General features: G+C 57.7%; 16 protein-coding genes and 1 pseudogene. 11 read left to right on the forward strand and 6 right to left on the reverse strand.

What is annotated here, in order from left to right:
* Positions 1-23 precede the first annotated feature (23 nt).
* Positions 24-3098 carry an ATP-binding protein gene (locus tag RWK44_RS18905; RefSeq protein WP_316029248.1) on the reverse strand — a complete coding sequence of 1025 codons (3075 nt, stop codon included), beginning with the start codon at positions 3096-3098 and terminating at the stop codon, positions 24-26.
* 337 nt (positions 3099-3435) lie between these two features.
* Here RWK44_RS18905 and RWK44_RS18910 point away from each other — a divergent pair, with 337 nt between their 5' ends.
* Positions 3436-4194: an IclR family transcriptional regulator domain-containing protein gene (locus tag RWK44_RS18910; RefSeq protein WP_025397823.1), complete on the forward strand. Its 759-nt coding sequence runs from the start codon at positions 3436-3438 to the stop codon at positions 4192-4194.
* 53 nt (positions 4195-4247) lie between these two features.
* On the opposite strand, the pseudogene RWK44_RS18915 reads toward RWK44_RS18910, so the two are convergent.
* Positions 4248-4457: pseudogene (locus RWK44_RS18915) on the reverse strand (alkaline phosphatase family protein); the annotation flags it as partial.
* An 87-nt stretch (positions 4458-4544) separates the two neighbouring features.
* Between RWK44_RS18915 and RWK44_RS18920 the strand changes: the two are divergent.
* The 9 genes from RWK44_RS18920 (at position 4545) to RWK44_RS18960 (ending at position 13858) form a co-directional block, all read left to right on the forward strand.
* Complete coding sequence (locus RWK44_RS18920; RefSeq protein WP_025397821.1) at positions 4545-4793, forward strand: FitA-like ribbon-helix-helix domain-containing protein; 249 nt, start codon at positions 4545-4547, stop codon at positions 4791-4793.
* Positions 4790-5212, forward strand: coding sequence for a type II toxin-antitoxin system VapC family toxin (locus RWK44_RS18925; RefSeq protein WP_025397820.1), 423 nt, complete (start codon positions 4790-4792; stop codon positions 5210-5212). The genes RWK44_RS18920 and RWK44_RS18925 overlap by 4 nt, the downstream gene beginning before the upstream one ends.
* 115 nt (positions 5213-5327) lie before the next feature.
* Positions 5328-6254, forward strand: coding sequence for an ArsR/SmtB family transcription factor (locus RWK44_RS18930; protein WP_011655028.1), 927 nt, complete (start codon positions 5328-5330; stop codon positions 6252-6254).
* Positions 6255-6464: 210 nt separating this feature from the next.
* Positions 6465-7973, forward strand: coding sequence for an arabinosylfuranosidase ArfA (arfA, locus tag RWK44_RS18935; RefSeq protein ID WP_077980209.1), 1509 nt, complete (start codon positions 6465-6467; stop codon positions 7971-7973).
* A 201-nt stretch (positions 7974-8174) separates the two neighbouring features.
* The gene (locus tag RWK44_RS18940) at positions 8175-10079 is read left to right on the forward strand and encodes an ABC transporter substrate-binding protein (protein ID WP_316029249.1); all 1905 of its coding nucleotides are present in this window, start codon (positions 8175-8177) and stop codon (positions 10077-10079) included.
* A gap of 113 nt (positions 10080-10192) precedes the next feature.
* Positions 10193-11197, forward strand: coding sequence for an ABC transporter permease (locus tag RWK44_RS18945; protein WP_025397817.1), 1005 nt, complete (start codon positions 10193-10195; stop codon positions 11195-11197).
* 3 nt (positions 11198-11200) lie between these two features.
* Entirely contained in the window at positions 11201-12058 is an 858-nt protein-coding gene (locus RWK44_RS18950; protein WP_131640760.1) for an ABC transporter permease, read from the forward strand.
* Between the two features lies 1 nt (position 12059).
* On the forward strand, positions 12060-13049 hold the full coding sequence (locus RWK44_RS18955; protein ID WP_077980212.1) for an ABC transporter ATP-binding protein: 990 nt from the start codon (positions 12060-12062) through the stop codon (positions 13047-13049).
* A complete protein-coding gene (locus RWK44_RS18960) occupies positions 13046-13858 on the forward strand; it encodes an ABC transporter ATP-binding protein (protein ID WP_316029250.1) in 813 nt (270 codons plus the stop codon). Before RWK44_RS18955 ends, RWK44_RS18960 begins: the two co-directional genes overlap by 4 nt.
* Before the next feature lie 196 nt (positions 13859-14054).
* Here RWK44_RS18960 and RWK44_RS18965 read toward each other — a convergent pair whose 3' ends face one another.
* Positions 14055-14525, reverse strand: a complete 471-nt coding sequence (locus RWK44_RS18965) for a GIY-YIG nuclease family protein (protein ID WP_316029251.1) — start codon at positions 14523-14525, stop codon at positions 14055-14057.
* A gap of 388 nt (positions 14526-14913) precedes the next feature.
* Between RWK44_RS18965 and RWK44_RS18970 the strand changes: the two genes are divergently transcribed.
* Complete coding sequence (locus RWK44_RS18970) at positions 14914-15576, forward strand: hypothetical protein (RefSeq protein ID WP_316029252.1); 663 nt, start codon at positions 14914-14916, stop codon at positions 15574-15576.
* 39 nt (positions 15577-15615) lie between these two features.
* Here RWK44_RS18970 and RWK44_RS18975 read toward each other — a convergent pair whose 3' ends face one another.
* From RWK44_RS18975 to RWK44_RS18985, 3 genes are read right to left on the reverse strand one after another with little or no spacing between them, the layout of a single operon-like run.
* On the reverse strand, positions 15616-16659 hold the full coding sequence (locus tag RWK44_RS18975) for a hypothetical protein (RefSeq protein WP_316029253.1): 1044 nt from the start codon (positions 16657-16659) through the stop codon (positions 15616-15618).
* Positions 16649-18733, reverse strand: a complete 2085-nt coding sequence (locus RWK44_RS18980) for an ORC-CDC6 family AAA ATPase (RefSeq protein WP_316029254.1) — start codon at positions 18731-18733, stop codon at positions 16649-16651. The genes RWK44_RS18975 and RWK44_RS18980 overlap by 11 nt, the downstream gene beginning before the upstream one ends.
* Positions 18734-20077: a metallophosphoesterase gene (locus RWK44_RS18985; RefSeq protein WP_316029255.1), complete on the reverse strand. Its 1344-nt coding sequence runs from the start codon at positions 20075-20077 to the stop codon at positions 18734-18736.
* Positions 20078-20086 lie beyond the last annotated feature (9 nt).

The raw sequence follows: 20086 nt of genomic DNA on the forward strand, positions 1-20086 counted from the left end.
CCCTCCCGTCTTCGGAAGAAATTTCAGAGCTCGCCAGCAAGGCCAAGCTCCTTCGCCGATCGTTGCGACCGGTGCAGCAAGGCAACCGCACCTTGCTCTTGCGCAATGACGATCGCAGTCCTCAGATCCGGCAGGAGAGCCGGCTCTTCTACCTTGGCGCACGACAGCAGCAATGCGCGACGGCGGTGAAGCTCGGCCAACCAATAACCATGGCCTGTCGCATTCGCCTCCCGGATAGCTTCGGTGGCGACCTCGATCGCTGTTTGGTACTTCCGCGCCTGGCCGAGCATGGTCGCATGCATGTAGAGGTAGATCGGCAGATCGGCGACGGTTCCGAGCTCTCTCAGAAGCGCCAAGCCTGCGCGGAAGATTTCGTGGCCGCTGGATAGGTTTTCAATGTGCGCAGTCGCCCATCCGCGAAAGAGCATCGCGAGTGCCGATAAGGATTGCAGTTCGTGCTTTTTCGCAAAATCGCCCATCCTGCCCGAAATCTCGATCAGGCGTGCATGGTCGTTGCGATAGAACGCCGATACCGCCTCGGTATCCAGCGAGTGCGACTTGCTCGGCATATGCTCGATCCGATCCACAAAAGCGACCATGTCTGCAAGTGCCTTGCTGGATTCTTCGGTCTGCCCCGTCAGCCAGAGCGACAGCGCAAGCTGTCCGAGACCACAAACCTTGGCATCATGGCCACCAAAGACATTGCGGCTCGCCTTCGCTGCCTCATCGTCGTAGAGAGCAAGCCCCGCTCGTATCGCCTTTTGGGCCTCCCCCTGCCTTCCGACATTGAACTCGATTGCCCAGATCGAATGGTTGACCTGCAGTTCGATTTCGCGATCGGCGATTCCGGAGAGCATCGCCTGGACTTTACGGGCGCGGCTGTGCATCTCCATGAAGTTTTGCCCGGTCAACCACCAGCCCCAATAGAGTGGAAACCACTTGGGCTGATCTTCCTTCGGCTGACGGCGCGCGATCTCGACGCCTTTTTCGTAAAGGATTCGCGCCGGCGTCGAATTAGGTCCGACCGTTGCCGTCAGCAGCGGTCCGAGCACCGTCAACACCGAAAGGTGCAACTCATCGGAAACACCGTTGGGCATAGTCTCGCAAAGCGCTAGGGCTCGTTCGAGATGGTGGCGCGCCTCCACCATTGCCGATCGGCTGGCGTGCTCCATTCCGGCCCTCATGAACGACGAAACCGCATGCTCCGGAAGGCCGGCAGCCTCTGCATGCTCGGCAAGCGCACCCGCATCCAGCCAACCCGCGATGGCGCGATTGCCGTTCGCGGCCATGAACAGGCGTCGGTGGAGAAGCCGGCGTTGCGTTTTCAGCAGACCGTTGTAAATCGTCTCCTGGATCAAAGCGTGGCGAAAGCCGTAGGCGATGCCGCCATGGGCACGCACGCGGGTCAAAAATCCACTCTCGCATAAAGTTTCAGCAGCATGCAGGAGAGATTTCCTGCTTGCTTCCGGCAACAGTGGGCGGAGCAGCGAAACGGTAAAACGATCCCCTGCGACGGCCCCGGCGCGCGCCACATCCCTGGCGGAACCCAAATTCTCGAGCCGCGAATTCAAGATCCCCTCGAAGGCGGAAACATGGTTACGGGACGCATTTGCCGGCACGCTCATTGCATCTTCGGCAGCAGTCTCGAATGCCCATTGGCATATTTCCTCGATGAAAAGCGGTACGCCGCCGGATATGCGTTCGCTCACTTCAAGCAGCTGCGGCAACGCCTCCTGGCGATGGTTTGGCCATCGCGCGGCGATCGCCAGCCGCGTTTCGTCATGGTCGAGCGGGCCGAGCGAAATATGTCCTGGTTCGCCCTCGTCGAATAGGCTGGCATGGGGGTTCTCTCGGCTGGTGACGATCAGCAGTGCGGGAAGCGTCGGCACGAGCCGCGCCGCTTCGCGAAGCAGGTACTCGGACGTAGGATCGATCCAATGAATGTCCTCAACTGCAATGACCAGCGGTGTTTGTCCGCATATGACGCTCAACACTTTTGACAGCGCCTGCCGTGCGCTTTTCTGAATTGCCTTGGGAGAGCTGTCGGAGAAAGCTTCATTGCGCCCATCCGCGCCGAGCAAATGGGAAAATATGCCAATCACTTCCGGATCTTCGACACCATGGCGCGCGAACTGGGCGGCGACCGCGTCGACCGTCAGCCGCCCGCCATCCGCAGCATCGGAACGGCGCTGGGAAAAACTATTCACCAGCGGGTGAAGCGTCGAGCGAAACCCTCCCGGCAGGCATTGAAAGAACAGCGATCGGGCCGGCTGCGCATGGATCATGCGCCGGGCTTGCCGCAACAACCGCGACTTGCCGATGCCAGCCTGGCCTGTGATCGCAAGGACCTGGCCCTTGCCTCCGAGGGCCGCGCCCCAGGCCTTCTCTATTCGGTCAAGCTCCGTGACGCGGCCAACGAAGGTGCCGTCCAGCCTTCCGAATGCGTGGAAGCGGTCGAGCTCCCGTCTGTGGCCGATTGCTCTCCAGACATTTTCAGGCTCGGAGAAGCCTTTCAACATGCGTGTGCCTTCCGGAACGAAGGCGTGTGAGCGGCCGGCGAGGTTCCGGGTCTCTTCTGAAACCAGCACGCTGTCGGCTTCAGCGGCGGCCTCGAGCCGTGTCGCAAGCGCAAGTGCCGCGCCCGTGACCGGCTCATGTATCCAGTTCTGCAGCTGCGCATCCCGGATCAGGGCGACCGATGTCGCGACACCCACGCGCACGCGCAGATCGTCTCGATCAAGTTCACGGGCGAGGCGCTGACAGGCTTTCACGATTCCAACGCCGGCACGGATCGCAGCTGACGCGGCATCCCTCGGTCCAAGCTCGATCGGGAAAATCGCAACTCCACCGTCCCCGGCTTCGACGCGGACGACACCGGAATGTGTCGTAATCGCTTGCCGCGCCGCCTGCTGGAAGGCGGCGATCATATCCTGATAGTCCTCGATATCCATCAGATTGAAGAGATTGGTGGAGCCGATCAGGTCATAGCACAATGCAGTCACGACCCGCCGCTCGCCGCCATGTTGGGAAGAACGGCTATCGTCACTCGAAACGTCTGTGGATCGCCCCTGCTTATCGATTGGCGTGTCGCGACTCATAAGCGGCTCCTGCCTTCCGAGTATCGATAATCACGCTATTTCGGGCGATCATATCACGGCTTATCCGGGTTGTCGGCTGGGAATGTGGGAGGTGTTTCCAACGAAATCGTCAACGCTGCAGCTGTAACCCCCGCTACGAACATTCAGCGCGCCGATATGACACCTGCGGTGTCTGGCTGACTGCGCCATCGCTCTGATGAGCACTGGATCTAGCTAGGCCAAATCTATTGGCGCAAAATGCCCAAATCAAATAAGGATCGGTTCCAAGTGACGCAGAGAAACTGTCGTTAGAAAACTGCGCAAGCGCCAAACCAAAAGAGCATCAATAACCCGACCCATGCGCGAAACGGATTTTGTCAGCGGCTTTGCCCGCGGCCTGAAGGTGATCGAAGCTTTCGGTGAAACGCGGCAGCGGCTTTCGATTGCCGAGGCCTCGAAGCTGACGGAGCTTGACCGCGCCACCGTGCGCCGCTCGCTGCTGACGCTCGCCGAGCTTGGATATGCCGATTATGACGGCAAGTTCTTCACGCTGACGCCAAAGATCCTGCGTCTTGGCCACGCCTACCTCGCGGCGACGCCGCTGCCGGCGCTGTTGCAGCCGCATCTCGATCATCTCTCGGAAAAGGCTGGCCAGAGCGCCTCGGCCTCGGTGCTCGACGGCACCGACATCGTCTATATCGCCCGCGCCTCGCAGCGCCGCGTCATGTCGATCAACCTCACCACCGGCAGCCGCCTGCCCGCCTACTGCGCCTCGATGGGCCGCGTGCTGCTCGCTGCCCTTAGCGAGAGCGAGGCGCGCGCGATCCTTGCTCGCAGCGAACTGAAGCAAAACACAGCGAATACGAAGACCAAGCCGGACGAGCTGATCGCCGAATTCCGTCGGGTCCGCACTGAGGGTTACGCCATCATCGACCAGGAGCTGGAGCTCGGCCTCTGCTCCATCGCCGTGCCTGTCGACAACGAGCGCGGCGAAACGGTCGCGGCGATCAATATCGGCGCGCCGGCCGCCCTCGTCCCGGCCGCGGAGATGAAGGACCGCTATCTGCCGCTGCTGAAGGAAACACAGGCCGCCCTGCGGCCGCTGTTGCGGCGCTGACAGCAAAATTGGGACAGAACGGCCCGATCAGCGCCAGGGCCGCTCGTGATCGGTCAATGCGTCAGGTCCAGCGCGGCGGTCAAGTCGTCCATCGGTGGTCGGTCGTTATTGCCAAGCGGCTTGTCGCGGGCGATGACGCCCGGCAGCACCGGCAGACCGTAGCGCGCGGTGATGAAGCGGATGATCCACGTCGTGTCATACTGGGTATGATCGACCATGCCGCCCCCGGCAAAGGGTGAGATGATGAAGGTCGGAATGCGGTTGCTGAGGACGGAGACGCATCTCGCGACCGCTGCTTGAGAATATGCAATCAATGATTTATATGCTATCATTGATGAATGGAGGCAATGATGGCCAGCATGACGATCCGCAATCTCGATGATGGATTGAAGCAACGGCTGCGCGTTCGCGCCGCCACGCATGGCCGGTCAATGGAAGACGAAGCACGCGATATTCTGCGTACGGCACTTGCGACCACCGAACCGGCGGCGCGCAATCTCGCCGATACCATTCGCGCTCGCTTGCAATCGGTCGGAGGGGTTGAGCTCGAAATTCCGCCCCGGCAGCCGATCCGGGACGCACCGGACTTTGACGCGTGATCGTTCTCGATACCAACGTCATTTCGGAACTGCTCACGCCGGCGCCGAATGTGGGTGTAATCGAATGGCTCGGGGCACAACATCCACTATCGGTATTCACGACCGCGATTACCGAAGCGGAAATTCTATATGGCTTGCGCCTCCTTCCTCACGGGCGGCGTCGGAATGATCTCGAGGCGGCAGTCCTGCCGATATTCAATGAAGACATGAGTGGCCGTGTCCTGCCATTCGATCGTGACGCGGCAGACGTCTATGCCATCATTGCCACCGATCGCCGCAAAGCTGGCAGGCCGATCAGCCAGTTCGATGCGCAGATCGCAGCCATCGCCATTTCGCGCGGCGCTTCACTCGCAACGCGCAATGTGTCCGATTTCGAGGGAATAGGCTTGCAGATCATCAATCCGTGGACGGACCACTAACACCCTCGCATCGCAGAACTCTAAACCATCCAGGTCAGGCACGCTCGACCCAATCATTCCCACTTGATGTATCAGAATTTCCGATATACATCATTTCATCGGAAATACTGGGGGAATGATGGAACGCTCGTTTTTGACGATTGCCGCCGGCGAGAATAATGATGCGATACGCGCGCTTTCGGCGCCGGCGCGGCTCGAGATGCTCAAGCTGCTCTGCGCCAAAGGACCGATGAATATCAACGATATCGCGCGTGCTCTTTCTCTTCCTCAATCGACTGTCGCCACCGGGATCCAGATTTTGGAAGACGCCCGGCTTGTCGATTCCCAGCTGACGAAGGCGCGCAAGGGAAACCAGAAGATCTGCTCGGCGATCTACAGCGAAATTCTGATCAGCTTTGAGGAAAGTGCCGCCCAAAGGGCCAATAATATCATCGAAGTCGAGATGCCGGTTGGGCTCTACACCAGCTGTGACGTCCATGCGCCCTGTGGTCTTTGCTCCACCGAGAGTGTCATCGGCCCCCTCGATGTTCCCGACTATTTCCTCGATCCGCAGCGCATGCAGGCCGGGCTTGTCTGGTTCGGCAGGGGCTATGTGGAATATAAATTCCCCAACAATGCCAAGGTGTTGAACAAGGACATTCGCGCTATAGAGTTTTCGCTGGAGCTGTCGTCTGAGGTGCCCGGCACCAATCCGGACTGGCCCTCGGACATAACGCTCTGGGTCAACGGCATGGCGATCGGAACCTGGACGTCTCCAGGCGACTACGGCGACAAGCGCGGCGCCTTCACGCCGGCATGGTGGAAGCTCGAGGGCTCGCAATATGGAATGATGAAGACCTGGCGGATCTCGACGCGCGGAACCTTCATCGACGGTATCGCCGCATCGAATGTCACTCTCAGCGACCTCGCCCTTGCCCAGCACTCCTCAATCCGGCTCCGGGTCGGCATCGCGGAAAATGCCGGCCATACCGGCGGCGTGAATATTTTCGGCCGCGGCTTCGGAAATCACGGGCGCGACATCATCATGCGGCTGCATGTCTGAAAAATCAAAATCGGAAATCTTGATTTAAATATCACAATTCTTTCCAGTTCGGATCACCGAAAAAATCTCCCAAACATCTGTAATCAAAACGTTTTTGCTGAACTCCACATTAGTATGATTAAAGTCGCAACTTGGTTGACAGAACAACATTCCTGATATCAAGTTAGAGGCAAGAAAACAAAATACCTGATATATAAACGGGAGGATCCGTTGAAGACGAACGTTGTGGTTCATCGCGATTTCCGCATCGCGACCATTGATTCCAGGCTCTACAGTTCATTTCTCGAGCATCTCGGCAGGGCGATCTACGGGGGCATTTATGAGCCCGGTCACCCGACGGCCGATGAGGACGGATTCCGGCAGGATGTCCTTGATCTCGTCCGTGAGCTCGACACGCCATATTGCCGCTATCCCGGCGGCAACTTCGTCTCGGCCTATAATTGGGAAGACGGCGTCGGCCCCCGTGCCGAGCGCCCGGTCCGCCTCGACCTTGCCTGGCGCACCCGCGAAGCCAATCAGATCGGCGTCAACGAATTCGTCGACTGGTGCAAGAAGGCCAATACCAAGCCGATGCTCGCCGTCAATCTCGGATCACGCGGCCTGGATGCCGCCCGCAATTTCCTCGAATATTGCAATCATCCCGGCGGCACCTACTGGTCGGATCTGCGCCGCAAGCACGGCTGGTCCAATCCGCACGATGTCAAATTGTGGTGCCTCGGCAACGAGATGGATGGCCCCTGGCAGGTCGGCCACAAGTCGGCCTATGAATATGGCCGGCTGGCGGACGAGACGGCGAAGGCCATGCGCGGCTTCGACAAGTCGCTCGAGCTCGTCGTCTGCGGCTCGTCCAATTCCGATATGAAGACCTATCCCGAGTGGGAAGCCCAGGTTCTCGAGCAGTGCTATGACAGCGCCGACCATATCTCGCTGCATATGTATTTTGCCAACCGCGAGAAAAATACCCTCAACTATCTCGCCCGGGCGACGAAGCTCGACCGTTACATCACCACGATCGGCGGCGTGATCGACTACATCAAGGCGAAAAAACGCTCGAAGAAGACGATCGGCATTTCCTTCGACGAATGGAACGTCTGGTATCATTCCAACCAGCAGGACAAGGAGATCCTGGCGCGCGACGAATGGCCGGACGCGCCGCATCTCCTGGAAGACATCTATAATTTCGAGGACGTGCTGCAGGTCGGCGGCATCTTGAACACCTTCATCCGCCGTTCCGACCGGGTGCGCATCGCCTGCATCGCGCAGCTCGTCAACGTCATCGCCCCGATCATGACCGAGGACGGCGGTGCGGCATGGCGCCAGACCATCTATTACCCGTTCTATTACGCCTCCAGATATGGCCGTGGAACGGCGCTGCAGCTGGTCGTCGATGGCCCGACCTATGACAGCGACGAGGAGAACGACGTTCCCTATCTCGACGTATCGGCAGTCCATTCCGAGGATGGCAGGACCCTGACCTTCTTTGCCGTCAACCGCCATCCGAGCACGGCGCTCGATCTCGATGTGCGGCTGGAAGGCTTCGCAAATGCCCGGGTGGTCGAGCAGGTGGAGATGACCCACGGCGATCTGGAAGCCGTCAACACGGCAGCGCGGCCGCAGACGGTCACCCCCGTCAATGTCGAGAGTGGAAAGATCGAGGATGGACGGTTGCGGGCAGCGTTGAAACCGTTCTCCTACAACGTCATCCGGCTGTCGGTGTGACAGCTGCCGCCGGGTAGCCCATTGGGGCGCCTTCGGCTGAAAATATTCGGCTCGCTGCGAGGAGGCAGGGAGCCGGAGGGATGGTTCACCGAGGTCCTGGACCTGACTGTTCAAGTCCTGAGGCTTCTGCGGACCGACAACCGCGACGTGCCCATGCGTGCCTTTGCGGCCGCGGCATGATCGCTTTCAAGGGAGGAGTTCATGCAAAAGTGGAAGAGGTTTGCATTCGGCTTCGTGCTGGCCACGTTCGGCCTGACCGCAGTGGCCGGAGCCCAAGAATACACCTCCTTGCCGCGCAAGGAGACGCTCATCGTCGAAAATCCGGAAGGGACGATTAAAAATCCCGGCTGGTTCAACATCTGGGTCAATGGCGGCGGCGGCGTATCGACCGGCCTGCAGCAGCTGACGATGGATACGCTCTGGTATATCGACCCCGAACAAGGACTTGGCGGCGCGACCTGGGATAATTCTCTGGCTGCCGACAAGCCGCAATATAATGCCGACTTCACCGAGATGACCGTGAAACTGCGCAAGGGGCTCTTCTGGAGCGACGGCGTGGAGTTCACGGCAGACGACGTGGTCTATACCGTGAAGACGCAGATGGATCACCCCGGCATGGTCTGGAGTGCTGCCTTCTCGGTGCAGGTGGCAAGCGTCGAGGCGACCGACCCCTCGACTGTCGTGTTCAAGCTGAAGAAGCCCAACTCGCGCTTCCACGCCCTCTTCACCGTTCGCTGGAACGGCGCCTGGATTATGCCCAAGCATGTCTTCGAGAAAGTCGAAGATCCGCTTCGTTATGATTTCGCCAATCCCGTTTCGCTCGGCGCCTACAAGCTCAAGTCCTACGACCCCCAGGGCAAGTGGTATACCTGGGAGAAGCGTGACGACTGGCAGCGGACATCGCTTGCCCGCTTCGGCGAGCCGGCCCCGAAATACGTGACCTATACCGATCCCGGCCCGCCGGATAAACGCACCATCGCGCAGCTCGAGCACAATCTCGATATCATTCACGATAACACGCCTGAGGGCATGTTCACGTTGAAGGAAAAATCCAAGTCGATCGAAACCTGGTTCCCGGGCTTTCCGTTCGCCCATCCGGATCCGACACTTCCGGCGGTGATCTTCAACACCCAGAATCCGCCCTTCGACAACGCCGATGTACGCTGGGCGCTTGCCCTGCTGATCGACATCAAGGCCGTGGATATGGCGAGCTACCGCGGGGCGGCGACACTTTCGGCGCTCGGCGTGCCGCCGACGGCGGCCACGATGAAGGACTATCAGGCGCCGATGCAGGATTGGCTGAAGAATTTCGAGATCGATACCGGCAAGAGCAAGATCAAGCCTTATGACCCGACGGTCGGGCAACAGATCGCCGATATCCTGCGCAAGCAGCCGAAGTTCAAGGACCAGATCCCGAGCGATCCTGAGGCAATCAGCGGTGCCTTCGGCTATGGCTGGTGGAAACCGGATCCGAAGGCTGCCGGCGAACTGCTGGAGAAGGCAGGCTTCAAGAAATCCGGCGGCAAATGGCTGACCCCGGATGGACAGCCCTTCAAGATCCGGATGACGGTGGAAGGCGACACGCGCTCAGTCTTCACCCGCGCCGGAACCCTGATCGCACAGCAATGGGCGGCCTTCGGCATCGACGCCAAAGCCGTGCCGGCCGCGAAGCTTTGGCAGACGGCGCTACAGCCCGGCGATTTCCAGGTGGCGATTGCCTGGAGCGTCGAAACCTGGGGCGGCGACCCCGATCTCTCCTTCTTCCTCGATAGCTGGCATTCGCAGTTCGTGGCCAAGAAGGGTGACAACCAGCCGCCGCGCAACTGGCAGCGCTGGAGCAATCCGGAGCTCGACAAGATCATCGAGAGCATCCGCGGCATCAGCGCCGACGATCCCAAGGGCATGGAGCTCGGCAAGGATTATCTGAAGCTGGTCGCCCGCGAAATGCCGACGATCCCGCTGATGTCGTATAACGTCTTCACCTCGATGGATACGACCTATTGGACCGGCTATCCGACGATATCAGATCCCTATACCGATCCGGTGCCGAATTGGGCCAACTCCAGGCTGATGATGGTCAAGCTCAAGCCGGCACAACCGAAATAATCCTCCCAACGCCGGCGCGAGTGTTGCGCGCCGGCCCCCTAATCGACGGGCATGTGGCATGTCCGTCGATCCTTTCCACTTGATGAAGGGAACCAGAGAGGAACCACCGCCCTATGACGTCCTATTTGATCTTTGTGCTGAAGCGGTTCGGTCAGTTTCTGCTTGTCGTATTCCTTGGCGTGACCATCACATTCTTCGTCACCCACCTGACCCCGATCGATCCGGTCGAAGAAAGCATAGGCGCCATCACCCAGATGGGGCAGTCCGATCCGAATGCGATCGAGCTGATGCGCCAGTCGCTGCGCGAGCTTTACGGCATGGAGGGCTCGATCTGGCAGCAATATCTGAATTTCTGGCTGCGGCTTGCGACCGGTGATCTCGGTCCCTCGCTATCGGCCTTTCCCACGCCCGTTTCCACCATCATCCTACGGTCCCTGCCCTGGACTATCGGGCTGATGACGGTGTCGACCCTCATCACCTTCGTGCTCGGCAATGCGCTCGGCGCACTCGCCGGCTATTATCGGAAGGACATGGTGCTGAAGGCCGTCAGCCTCGTCTTCATCGCCCTGCTTCCCATTCCCTATTACATTCTGGCCTTCGTGCTCCTGATTGTGTTCGGCTATCTCTGGCCGGTGCTGCCGATCAATGGCGGCTACGAGATGAACGCCAATCTGGATCTCTCCTTTGCCCTCGTCTTCGATATTCTGAAGCACTCCATCCTGCCGGCCTTGTCGCTGATCCTGGTCGGCGCCGGCAGCTGGCTGATCGGCATGCGCGCGCTCGTTTCCAACATCATCACCGAGGATTACGTCGTCTTCGCCGAGCTCGGCGGCGTTCCGAAGCGGAAGATCCTGCGCTCCTATATCGCCCGCAATGCCATGGTGCCGCAGTTCACCGGGCTTGCCATGTCGCTCGGCGCGATCTTCAACGGCACGGTCATCACCGAAATCGTCTTCGGTTATCCGGGCATCGGCAACCTGCTGATCGAAGCAGTGCATGCCGGCGATTACAGCCTGGTGCTCGGCCTCAGCGCATTGTCGATCGTCGGCGTTGCCGCCGCGGTGTTCATCATCGACATTCTGAGCCCGCTGATCGACCCGCGCATCAAGGTGGAATAGAGCATGTTTACGATCGTCCGCGACCTCGCGCGCCAGAATATGGAATTCCTCAGCGGCCTGCTGCTCTTTGCCGTCATCGTCGCATTGATAGTGGTGTCCTATTTCTCGCCTTACAGCGCGACCGACATCTATCTTCTGCCGCCCGATATGCCGCCGGACGGCGAATATTGGCTCGGCACGACGTCGCGCGGCCAGGACGTTTTCTGGCAACTGACGACCGCGCTCAGGAACACCCTGTTTTTCGGCATCGGCGTCGCCGTCATTTCACGCATCATCTCGCTGGTCGTCGGCCTCGTCGCCGGTTATGCCGGCGGCGCGGTCGACCGGGTGCTGATGGCCATCAACGACAGCGTCATGGTCATCCCGCAATTTCCGCTGCTGATCCTGTTCTATTTTGTGCTGAAGGACAGCATGACCTGGACGGCGCTGATCCTCATCATGGCCTCGCTCGGCTGGTCCTATGACGCGCGCCTCATCCGCTCGGTGGCGATCAGCCTGAAGACCAGATCCTTCACCACCCAGAGCGTCTATTCCGGCATGAGCATGCGCAAGATCCTCGTCGAGGAGCACCTGCCCTATGTTCTGCCGATCGTCTTTGCCACCACGATGAACAACATGATCTGGTCGATCGGCATGGAGATCACCCTGTCGGTGCTCGGCTTCACAGATATCGAGACGCCGACCATGGGCATGATGATCTATTGGGCCAATGCCCATTCAGCGCTGATATCAGGCATATGGTGGTGGGTGGCCGCCCCCGTCGCCGTCATCGTCGTCCTCTTCCTGGCGCTCTTCCTGCTGTCCATGTCGATGAACGAATACAATGATCCGCGCAGCCGGCTGAACCGGATGGGAAGTTAGTATGGATCCTTTGGTCGAAATTGAGAATCTGAAAGCCTATTACCGTGCCTTCCTCTTCGGCGTCGATCGCGAGGTGCGTGCCGTCGACGATATCAGCCTGACCATCGCCCGCGGTGAGGTCTACGGCGTCGCCGGTGAATCGAGCAGCGGCAAGACCACCCTGATCAAGACCATCGCCGGCGCGATCCGGCCGCCGCTGCGGGTCGTGTCCGGTAAAGTGACATTCCATTTCGACGGCGGCACCCAGGATATCTACGCGATGAAGCCGGAGGATCGGCTGGCGCTGCGCTGGAAGCATCTGTCCTATATCATGCAGGGCTCGATGAATGTGCTCAATCCGGTGCGCCGGATCCGGCATTCCTTCACCGATTTCGCCTTTCGCCACATGAAGGTCAGCGGCCCGGTGTTTTTCGAAAGGGTCGCCACCCATCTGCAGCGGCTGAAGCTCGATCCGCATCTGCTCGACGCCTATCCCCACGAACTCTCCGGCGGCATGCGCCAGCGCATGACCATTGCGCTGGCCACCATCCTGACGCCCGAATTCATCATCGCCGACGAACCGACGACCGCGCTCGACGTCATCGTTCAGCGCGACGTGCTGTCGATGATCCGCGAAATCCAGCGCGAGATGGGCTCGTCCTTCCTGTTCGTCACCCATGATATGGGGGTTCACGCGACGGTCTCCGACCGCATCGGCATCGTCTATGCCGGGCGTCTTGTCGAGGAAGCGCCGACCCCCAAGCTCTTCAGCAAACCGCTCCACCCCTATACGCAGCACCTCGTCGGCAGCCTGCCGCGGATCGGCGATGCGACGGCCCGCCCTTCGCTCGAGGGCCGCCCCCCCAACCTCGCCATGCCGCCGGAAGGCTGCCGGTTCCACCCGCGCTGTCCGAAGCGCATGGAGATCTGCTCGCAGAAGGTTCCGCCGCTCGTCACCGTCGAGCCGGGGCGGCGGGTGGCGTGTTTTGCCGTTACGGGAGATCCGGTTTGAGCGCTCTTCTTAGCCTCTCGCATGTCACTAAAGTTTACCGCCAGGGCGGCATGCTCGGCCGGCGGCTGATCACGGCGGTCAAGGACGTCAGTTTCGAACTGGGAGCGGAGCCGGAGATCCTCTCGATCGTCGGCGAATCCGGATCGGGAAAATCGACGATCGCGGCGATGATCCTCGGTCAGACCGAACCAACGGAAGGCGAGCTGCAATTCAGCGGCAGGACCGTCGCCATCCACAGCAGAGCCGAACGCACGGCTTTCATGAAGGAGGTCCAGCCGGTTCTGCAGAACCCCTTCGAAGCCTTCAATCCGCTGAAACGTGTCGATCGTTATCTCTTCGAGACGGCCCGGAATTTTTCGTTCTCGGGAAACCGGCCGGACCGGCAGCAGGCGGAGAAGATGGCGGATGCAGCCCTCGTCCATGTCGGCCTGACCCTTGAAGAAGTGAAAGGCCGGTTCCCCCACGAACTATCGGGCGGCCAGCTTCAGCGCGTCGCCATCGCCCGCGCGCTGATCCCGCAACCCCGCCTGCTGGTGGCCGACGAACCAGTCTCCATGGTCGACGCCTCGCTGCGCATGGCGATCGTCAATCTCTTTGGCCGCCTGAAAGACGAACTCGGTCTTTCGATCGTCTACATCACCCACGACCTCGCCACCGCCTATTACATCAGCGACAACATCATCATCATGCGCAAAGGCGAAATCGTCGAACGCGGACAGGCGCGAGCGGTGTTGGATGATCCGCAGCATGAGTATTCGCGGGCGCTCAAGGATGCGGTGCTGGCGGCGGATTTTAGTGCGGCGGTGTAGGCACTGGGGGGAGATGCGGCGAAGGCCTGCGTCCGTCACCCGGCGCGAAACGCGGCTCGGCGGCAATTTGGAGAGATCGTTGTGACATAACTCAAGACCGGAGAACCGCTCGCGCTAATTGAATGGGTTCGAATCGCAGCGTGCATGCGCAAAGAACACATAGCGGCGCTACACGTTCACAGTTGTTGGGAGGGATCTATTTACCGTCTCCGCCGCGATTGACACTCTCTTCGCGTTGAAAACTCGCTTTGGAAACCTTTCGTTGCGAGAACTCAAAGGTATATTCGCTCATCCCCGAAGAGTTCATAAAGTAGATAAAATCGATTGAATTGCGGCTGATATCGACGTCATCGAAGGCGATGAACTCCTCTATAAATGACTCTTCAAATTCATCGTCGCCGAAGTCGTACCATTCGCCTTTGTACCAAAACATAGCTAAGCCGAGCTGAAGATACTTCTCCACGGCTCGATGGTTCCAAAACGGCTTGATACCCACGACCTCACCATCCGGAATCCAAGTCCTCGCCTGCCTTAAACGATCACGCTTTCCAGTTGACCGGCCAATTTTCCAACGAGATTGAGATCTTATAACGTAGATGTATCCAGGATCATCTGCCGATACCCCGAATCTGCCTAGATAGGCCGAAGGCTGAAAGCTCTCTAGCATGCATTAAATCCTCGATTCAGAATCGCGCTGTTTATACTTTATGCCAAACGCACTGAATCGCCTATTTTCCGGTTTGCTCCAATTGGCGCGATGGCAGACTCTAGGTTCTAGGCGGGACAGAAGGTACTTCAATCTGGGAAGGAGGTCGACATTTGGGAACGCCTGTCGCGTGATCTTCTGCCGTAGTTCGAGCGCTAGATTTAACAGCGTAGAGCATATCGTTCCTGAATCATTAGGTAATATATCGGGGCGTCATGTCCTACCGAAAGGTATCGTCTGTGACCCCTGCAACAATTACTTCTCATGTGGTGTGGAAGCACCGATCTTAAATCACATTTCTTTTCAAAACCTCAGAGCCAAATATCAAACACCCACTAAGCGGCGAAAGATGCCGTTCGTGCGCGGTTATGCCTACGGGACTGATATCGCGGTCGGAATGCGGAGGAATTCTGATTCCGGTAAAATCGAAATAGTCCCGCTCAAAGAAAACCAACGAGGAGAATTCGAGCGCTTGAGGCGCATGGGCACTTTTCTTATACGAAAGAACGTTTTTGTCTTTCCGATGTACGTCAGACCTCCCGAGAGACAAATGTCACGTTTTCTGGCGAAGATGGCGTTCGAAGCGATATTTGCTAGGTTTGCTTTGACATCCGGCGTTCCAGATGCGCGAGATCTTATTTCCATGGGACATTACGACAACATCCGGAAATGGGCACGCTTCGGGAATAACTTTAAGAACTGGCCCTATCACTACAGAGCATACTTCCCAGAAGAAACACTAATGGAGCATCCGGAAATGAAAAAGTGGGTGCAGTTCGGATTCGGATACGATCTGCTTCTAACCGATCATCCCGAAACGTACTTCGTGTTCTCATATCACGGTCACGAGTTTTCGATCAATCTCGGCGGCCCTTCCATCAAAGGCTGTGAGAGGTGGCTCGTCGAGAACAAAAATGTAAGCGCCCTTGTCGAAAAGCATGGCCCTTACGTACACACCGTAGCGGAGTACGGAAAAGAAAAACATTTACTGGTTCCGTTACTGAGTTTTTGAGGCACCTATCCCCCTCTATCCGCACCCATCCTGCTTCGCTCACCACGTATCTGGTAGACTGCACGCTGGAGAAGTTAGATCGATTAGTCGGTAAATATGGTAGCGGCCATTCGCAGGTACTTCGCGCCGGGGATAGTGCTTGGGGATACGCGCTTTCACCTGAACCCTTTTGTCCGAGCATGCAAAGACGGCGGATGCAATAGCCTGGACTTTGGGGCCACCAACGAAAACGCTGATGACTGCACGTTCACCAGCGCCCTTCACATAGCTCCTGAGCACGTCCAGATGAGAGGAAAGGCTGAATGCAGGGACGTCGGACACCTCGGCATCCTCAAGACGATACATCTCCTTGACCTTCGCTACCTGCTGATTGAGCAGAAGGTCAACTTCTGAATGCAGGCCGCTGCGTGGTACTAGGACAGAGACCCTCTCTGGACTGAATTCGTTCACAAGTCCGTAGAACATGTCGGCATCGCCTCCCAGTCCGACCAAAAGCAGTTTTTCTTCACCGATCCCACCGCTGCCCTCCAGCAAGGGCACGGTTTCGTACCTATCAACCTGACTGGAGAAGACGGCGGGATCGCCTCCTTTCTCGTAGGTCCCCTCAGCGTAACCAAAATCCATGGCATGTATCGCTCCAGTTCCGAGACCGTGTGCTATAAGCCACTGCATGTAGATACGCGGCATCGTTGAGCAGTCAACGAACACCCGCCGCAGCGACCCATGGTATGTCCCGATCTTGCGGCCGAGTTCGGCGAGGGTCATTTGCAGGGTATTTATGTTGCGTTGGTAGTCTATGGATTGATGAAGAACCAATTCGGTAAGCTCGGCGCGGCAATGCGCGGACATCTCCCGAAGCTTTCTTCTATTTTCTTCAATCGCGGGGTCTCCTGAGTCCGCGAGGGCAAAATCAAGCACAAGCACCTGCTTGACGGACAATGACACATGCCGCTCCAGCGCGGCACACCGGGTCTCCCATCCAAGAGCGATGATCGCAATGTCGGCCCTTATTGAAACGCTGTTCTCGGTGAGGCATTCAGCGATCGCTATGTTTCCGTACACGCCGAAGCGATCATTGAACATTATTGTCTCCATCATCGAACAGGGACCCTTGATGACGAATCCAGTTCTCTGTTGGGGGATACAATTCCCTGAAGACCGCGTCGGCCCAGTCCTCCGGCGTTTGCGTGCGGGTGAGTAGAAGCTCCACAATGCGTCCTGCTGGAATCACGTTGACCACATACGGACCACGGTAGGAGAACCGGAAATGTGGCGCAAAGCGCCGATGAAGCCGCACTGTCACCTCGGTAGCGTCCGGGTTGTGATAGGGAGTTTCGAGTTTACCTCGATCCGACACTTCCCGGATGAACCCGTCCTTCTCCGCGCGTTTGAGGACCTCATCGATCTTGCTGTCTGGAAGTTCCATCTTCATCGCAATCGTGCGCAGCTCACCGCGATTGATCTTGAACAGGCCTCGCTCTGTCGTTCCAATTAGTTGATTTTCGTCTAGTTCGGTCTGCAGCTTAGTAGTCAGCCTGCCAAGTGCGCGCACCATACGCACACTCTCCTCCTCGAAAGGCTGGGCAAGCGACTCCAGTCCCTGAAGCTTTTTCTCCGAAGCGGAGATAACAGCCTGCCGCTGCTGCTCGATCGGGATCTCGATCTCGGAATTGATAAAATCCAGGATACGGCTGTGGCTTGCATTAGCCCCGACTGCCCGGACGTAAATCTCGCCCATGATATCGAGAAAATCCCGGATGCACAGGTCGCTCAGCTGGATGATGATCTGGTGGCCCACATAGGGGTATTCGTGCAGGCGAAGCATGCGGCAGGCTTCGAGGAAAGCCCAGCTCTGCTTTCTGGCAATAGTTCGTTGAAATGCCTTCACGTCGATCGTGCGTGCGCGTCGTTCGCGATCTTCCTCCGGAATCTGGCTAAGCGCCAGCCCTTCAACATAAGGGCGCGCCTTGAAGTTCGGGGCAAGTTGGCCAATTTGGGATCGCGTCATGTGAAGGTCGAAGAACTCCCGAGCGTCTTCCGCAATTCGGATCAGTTTTTGCCGACCTTCGGAGCTCTCGGGGCTAGCGCTTTCGATTACCCTCTCGATGATCTGGTTGAGCGAGAGAACTCCCAGCCGCCGCCTCAGCGAGAATGCGGTAAGCGGATCGTTAACCTTCAGACCTTCCCGCGCATTGTCGGGCAACGCGTAGAACAGGCGCAAAGAAGCTACATTTTGGCAGAGGTTTGCGAACTCCTTGTCCGTTGCCGAGTCCAGATTTTCGACGTCTCGATCGGCGTTAGATAGGGACTGACCAGGGATGATCGTCCGGATGGTATCGTAGAGGCCACCAATATAGGCCAGCACCCATTTGACCTCGCCTCGGGTTTTTCTGACGATCGTGTTGAGGAACTGCTGCTGGAGTGGGGTAAGCACCTCACAGTCGTCTATCATTATCTTGAACTTCATCGGCTGATCTGCCGAGAAGGCGGGCCCAGCAATCAACGGAGACACTGCTATTACCACCCGGCTCAGGATCGACCCGGGATCAGTCGCGAAGAAAGGGGACTTCGTTCCGGTGCCGCCCATGAAAAAGGCATTAAAGCATTTCTCGATATATCTCGAGATCAGCGACCTGAGTTCATCGAGCCCGAAGAACTCAGGTCTCCCCTCGAAATTGAGAAAATGCAGTACCTCCCGATGAACTCGAAGCGCGATGTCTCGGTCGTCGGTCGCGGAATAGGCCAAATTTCCATCACGCCGAAGCGAACCGAGTGTCTCCAGGAGGCGCTCCACGATTTTCAGTTCGAGATAGTGTGAGAAAATTACGAACTGTCTATTCCTGACGGCCTCTGGATCGAGACGGATGGGTTCGGGAACGAGCGAGAGGACAGCGTTGTCGATAAGAGGCGAGAATGTTTCATTGAGCTGAAAAAAGACCCCGTACCAATGCAGAGAGCCGATCTGCTCCAGAAGATTCCGGTCGTCAAGAATATGGAGTGTAGACATCGAGCGCAGAATGCTGGTCTTCCCGCTGCCGCGCGTGCCAGCCACAAAGACTGGCTTCGCCGCCTTAGAAATGTCTGCGGATTTTTCACTGAACCAGAGGACAGGGCGGCTTTCGTACTCAATGCGGTTCGGCCCGAATGGATTTTGCATCTACTTGCCCTTCACTTGAATACGCCAGTCCCTATTCGATCTGTTCAGGCCATGGATGTCGATCTCACGGGAGGCGTGAAGCATGATGAGAGCATCCTCCAACGCGTTAGCCACCGGGGTCGACCGTACCAATTCGGCAACTTCGTTCCAGAACAGCAGATCCCGATTTCGCTCCGTGCGGTATTCCTTGAGCCGGCGGAGAAGAGCGAAAGTGCTTTCGTCGAGAAACGTTCGCGAGTTCAAGGATGTGGGTACGAAGCAATGCTCCTCCTCCACGAGCGTTCCGTCTCCCGGCCTAGTCCTGTAAGGGATTACCCTTACGCCAATGAGATCGTCTTGATCGGTGATGAAGAGGATGATCTCGTTGAACCCACTGCCAATTTCAGGCGCTGAAATCGATATGAGCTGACTGCCGGGCTTCCGAGGATCGCTGACTACTTCGATCGGATCCTGATGTATATGACCATGCAGATACAAGATCGGTTTATTGGCAGAAAGGATTTGTGTTCGCACGAATCCCGCATTGAGCATCTCCGCATAAGGAGAGATTCGCGGTGTTTTCTGTGGAAGAAGATTGTGATGACCGACAATCACGCCGAACGCTCTCCCCGGTTGCAGGAGGTGTTCCATCAGAGCGGTGAGCATGGTTGCAGACACATATGGGGTGTCAAGCTGATTATAATACTGATCCAGTAGGTCGCCGGGCGGCCCGGGGGATGCGGCGATGTTGGGCGCGGCAGGTCCGTCGTCGATCGACGAGGAGCTGCCCAGATCGATAGGAGTAGACCAGTCCTCAGTTCTTAACTTGTCTCTCAAAAACTTCGGCAGGTTCTGCAACTCCCAACTCCCTACCGACGTGTTCACGAGTAGGATTTCCATGCTGCTGCCGCTCCTACCCACGACAACGGAAACTGGACGATCCAGCGGCACAGGCTGCCAGCCAAATCTCTCCGCCAGCTGACTTATGTTCCGAAATTTCTCGATAGTCCCTAATTCGAGCGCATCCTTACGATCGACATCGTGATTGCCCGGGACGAAGAGCAAAGGGGTTGTTTGTGAGGTTGCACCACTACCACGGCAGAGGAGTGAGAAATGACGGAATGCACCTTCCAGGAACTCCGACTTGCCGCGAGAGGTGAAGTCACCAACGAAGACCACCCCGTTCATCGTCTCTGATGAAGCGAGGTGACGAAGCTTCCGCAACACCGCTCTAAAGGCTGAGCTTCGAAGACTCTCCGAAATGTTTGGCGCGAACTTATGATCCTTCGCGTCGATTTCGCTCGGTACCAGTTGCCAGTCCGGATAATGAATATCACCGACTTGAAGAATTCGAATTCGACGCATCTAAAATTA

It is taken from the genome of Rhizobium sp. 25PS6, assembly GCF_032464655.1.
Taxonomy (GTDB): Bacteria; Pseudomonadota; Alphaproteobacteria; order Rhizobiales; family Rhizobiaceae; genus Rhizobium; species Rhizobium laguerreae.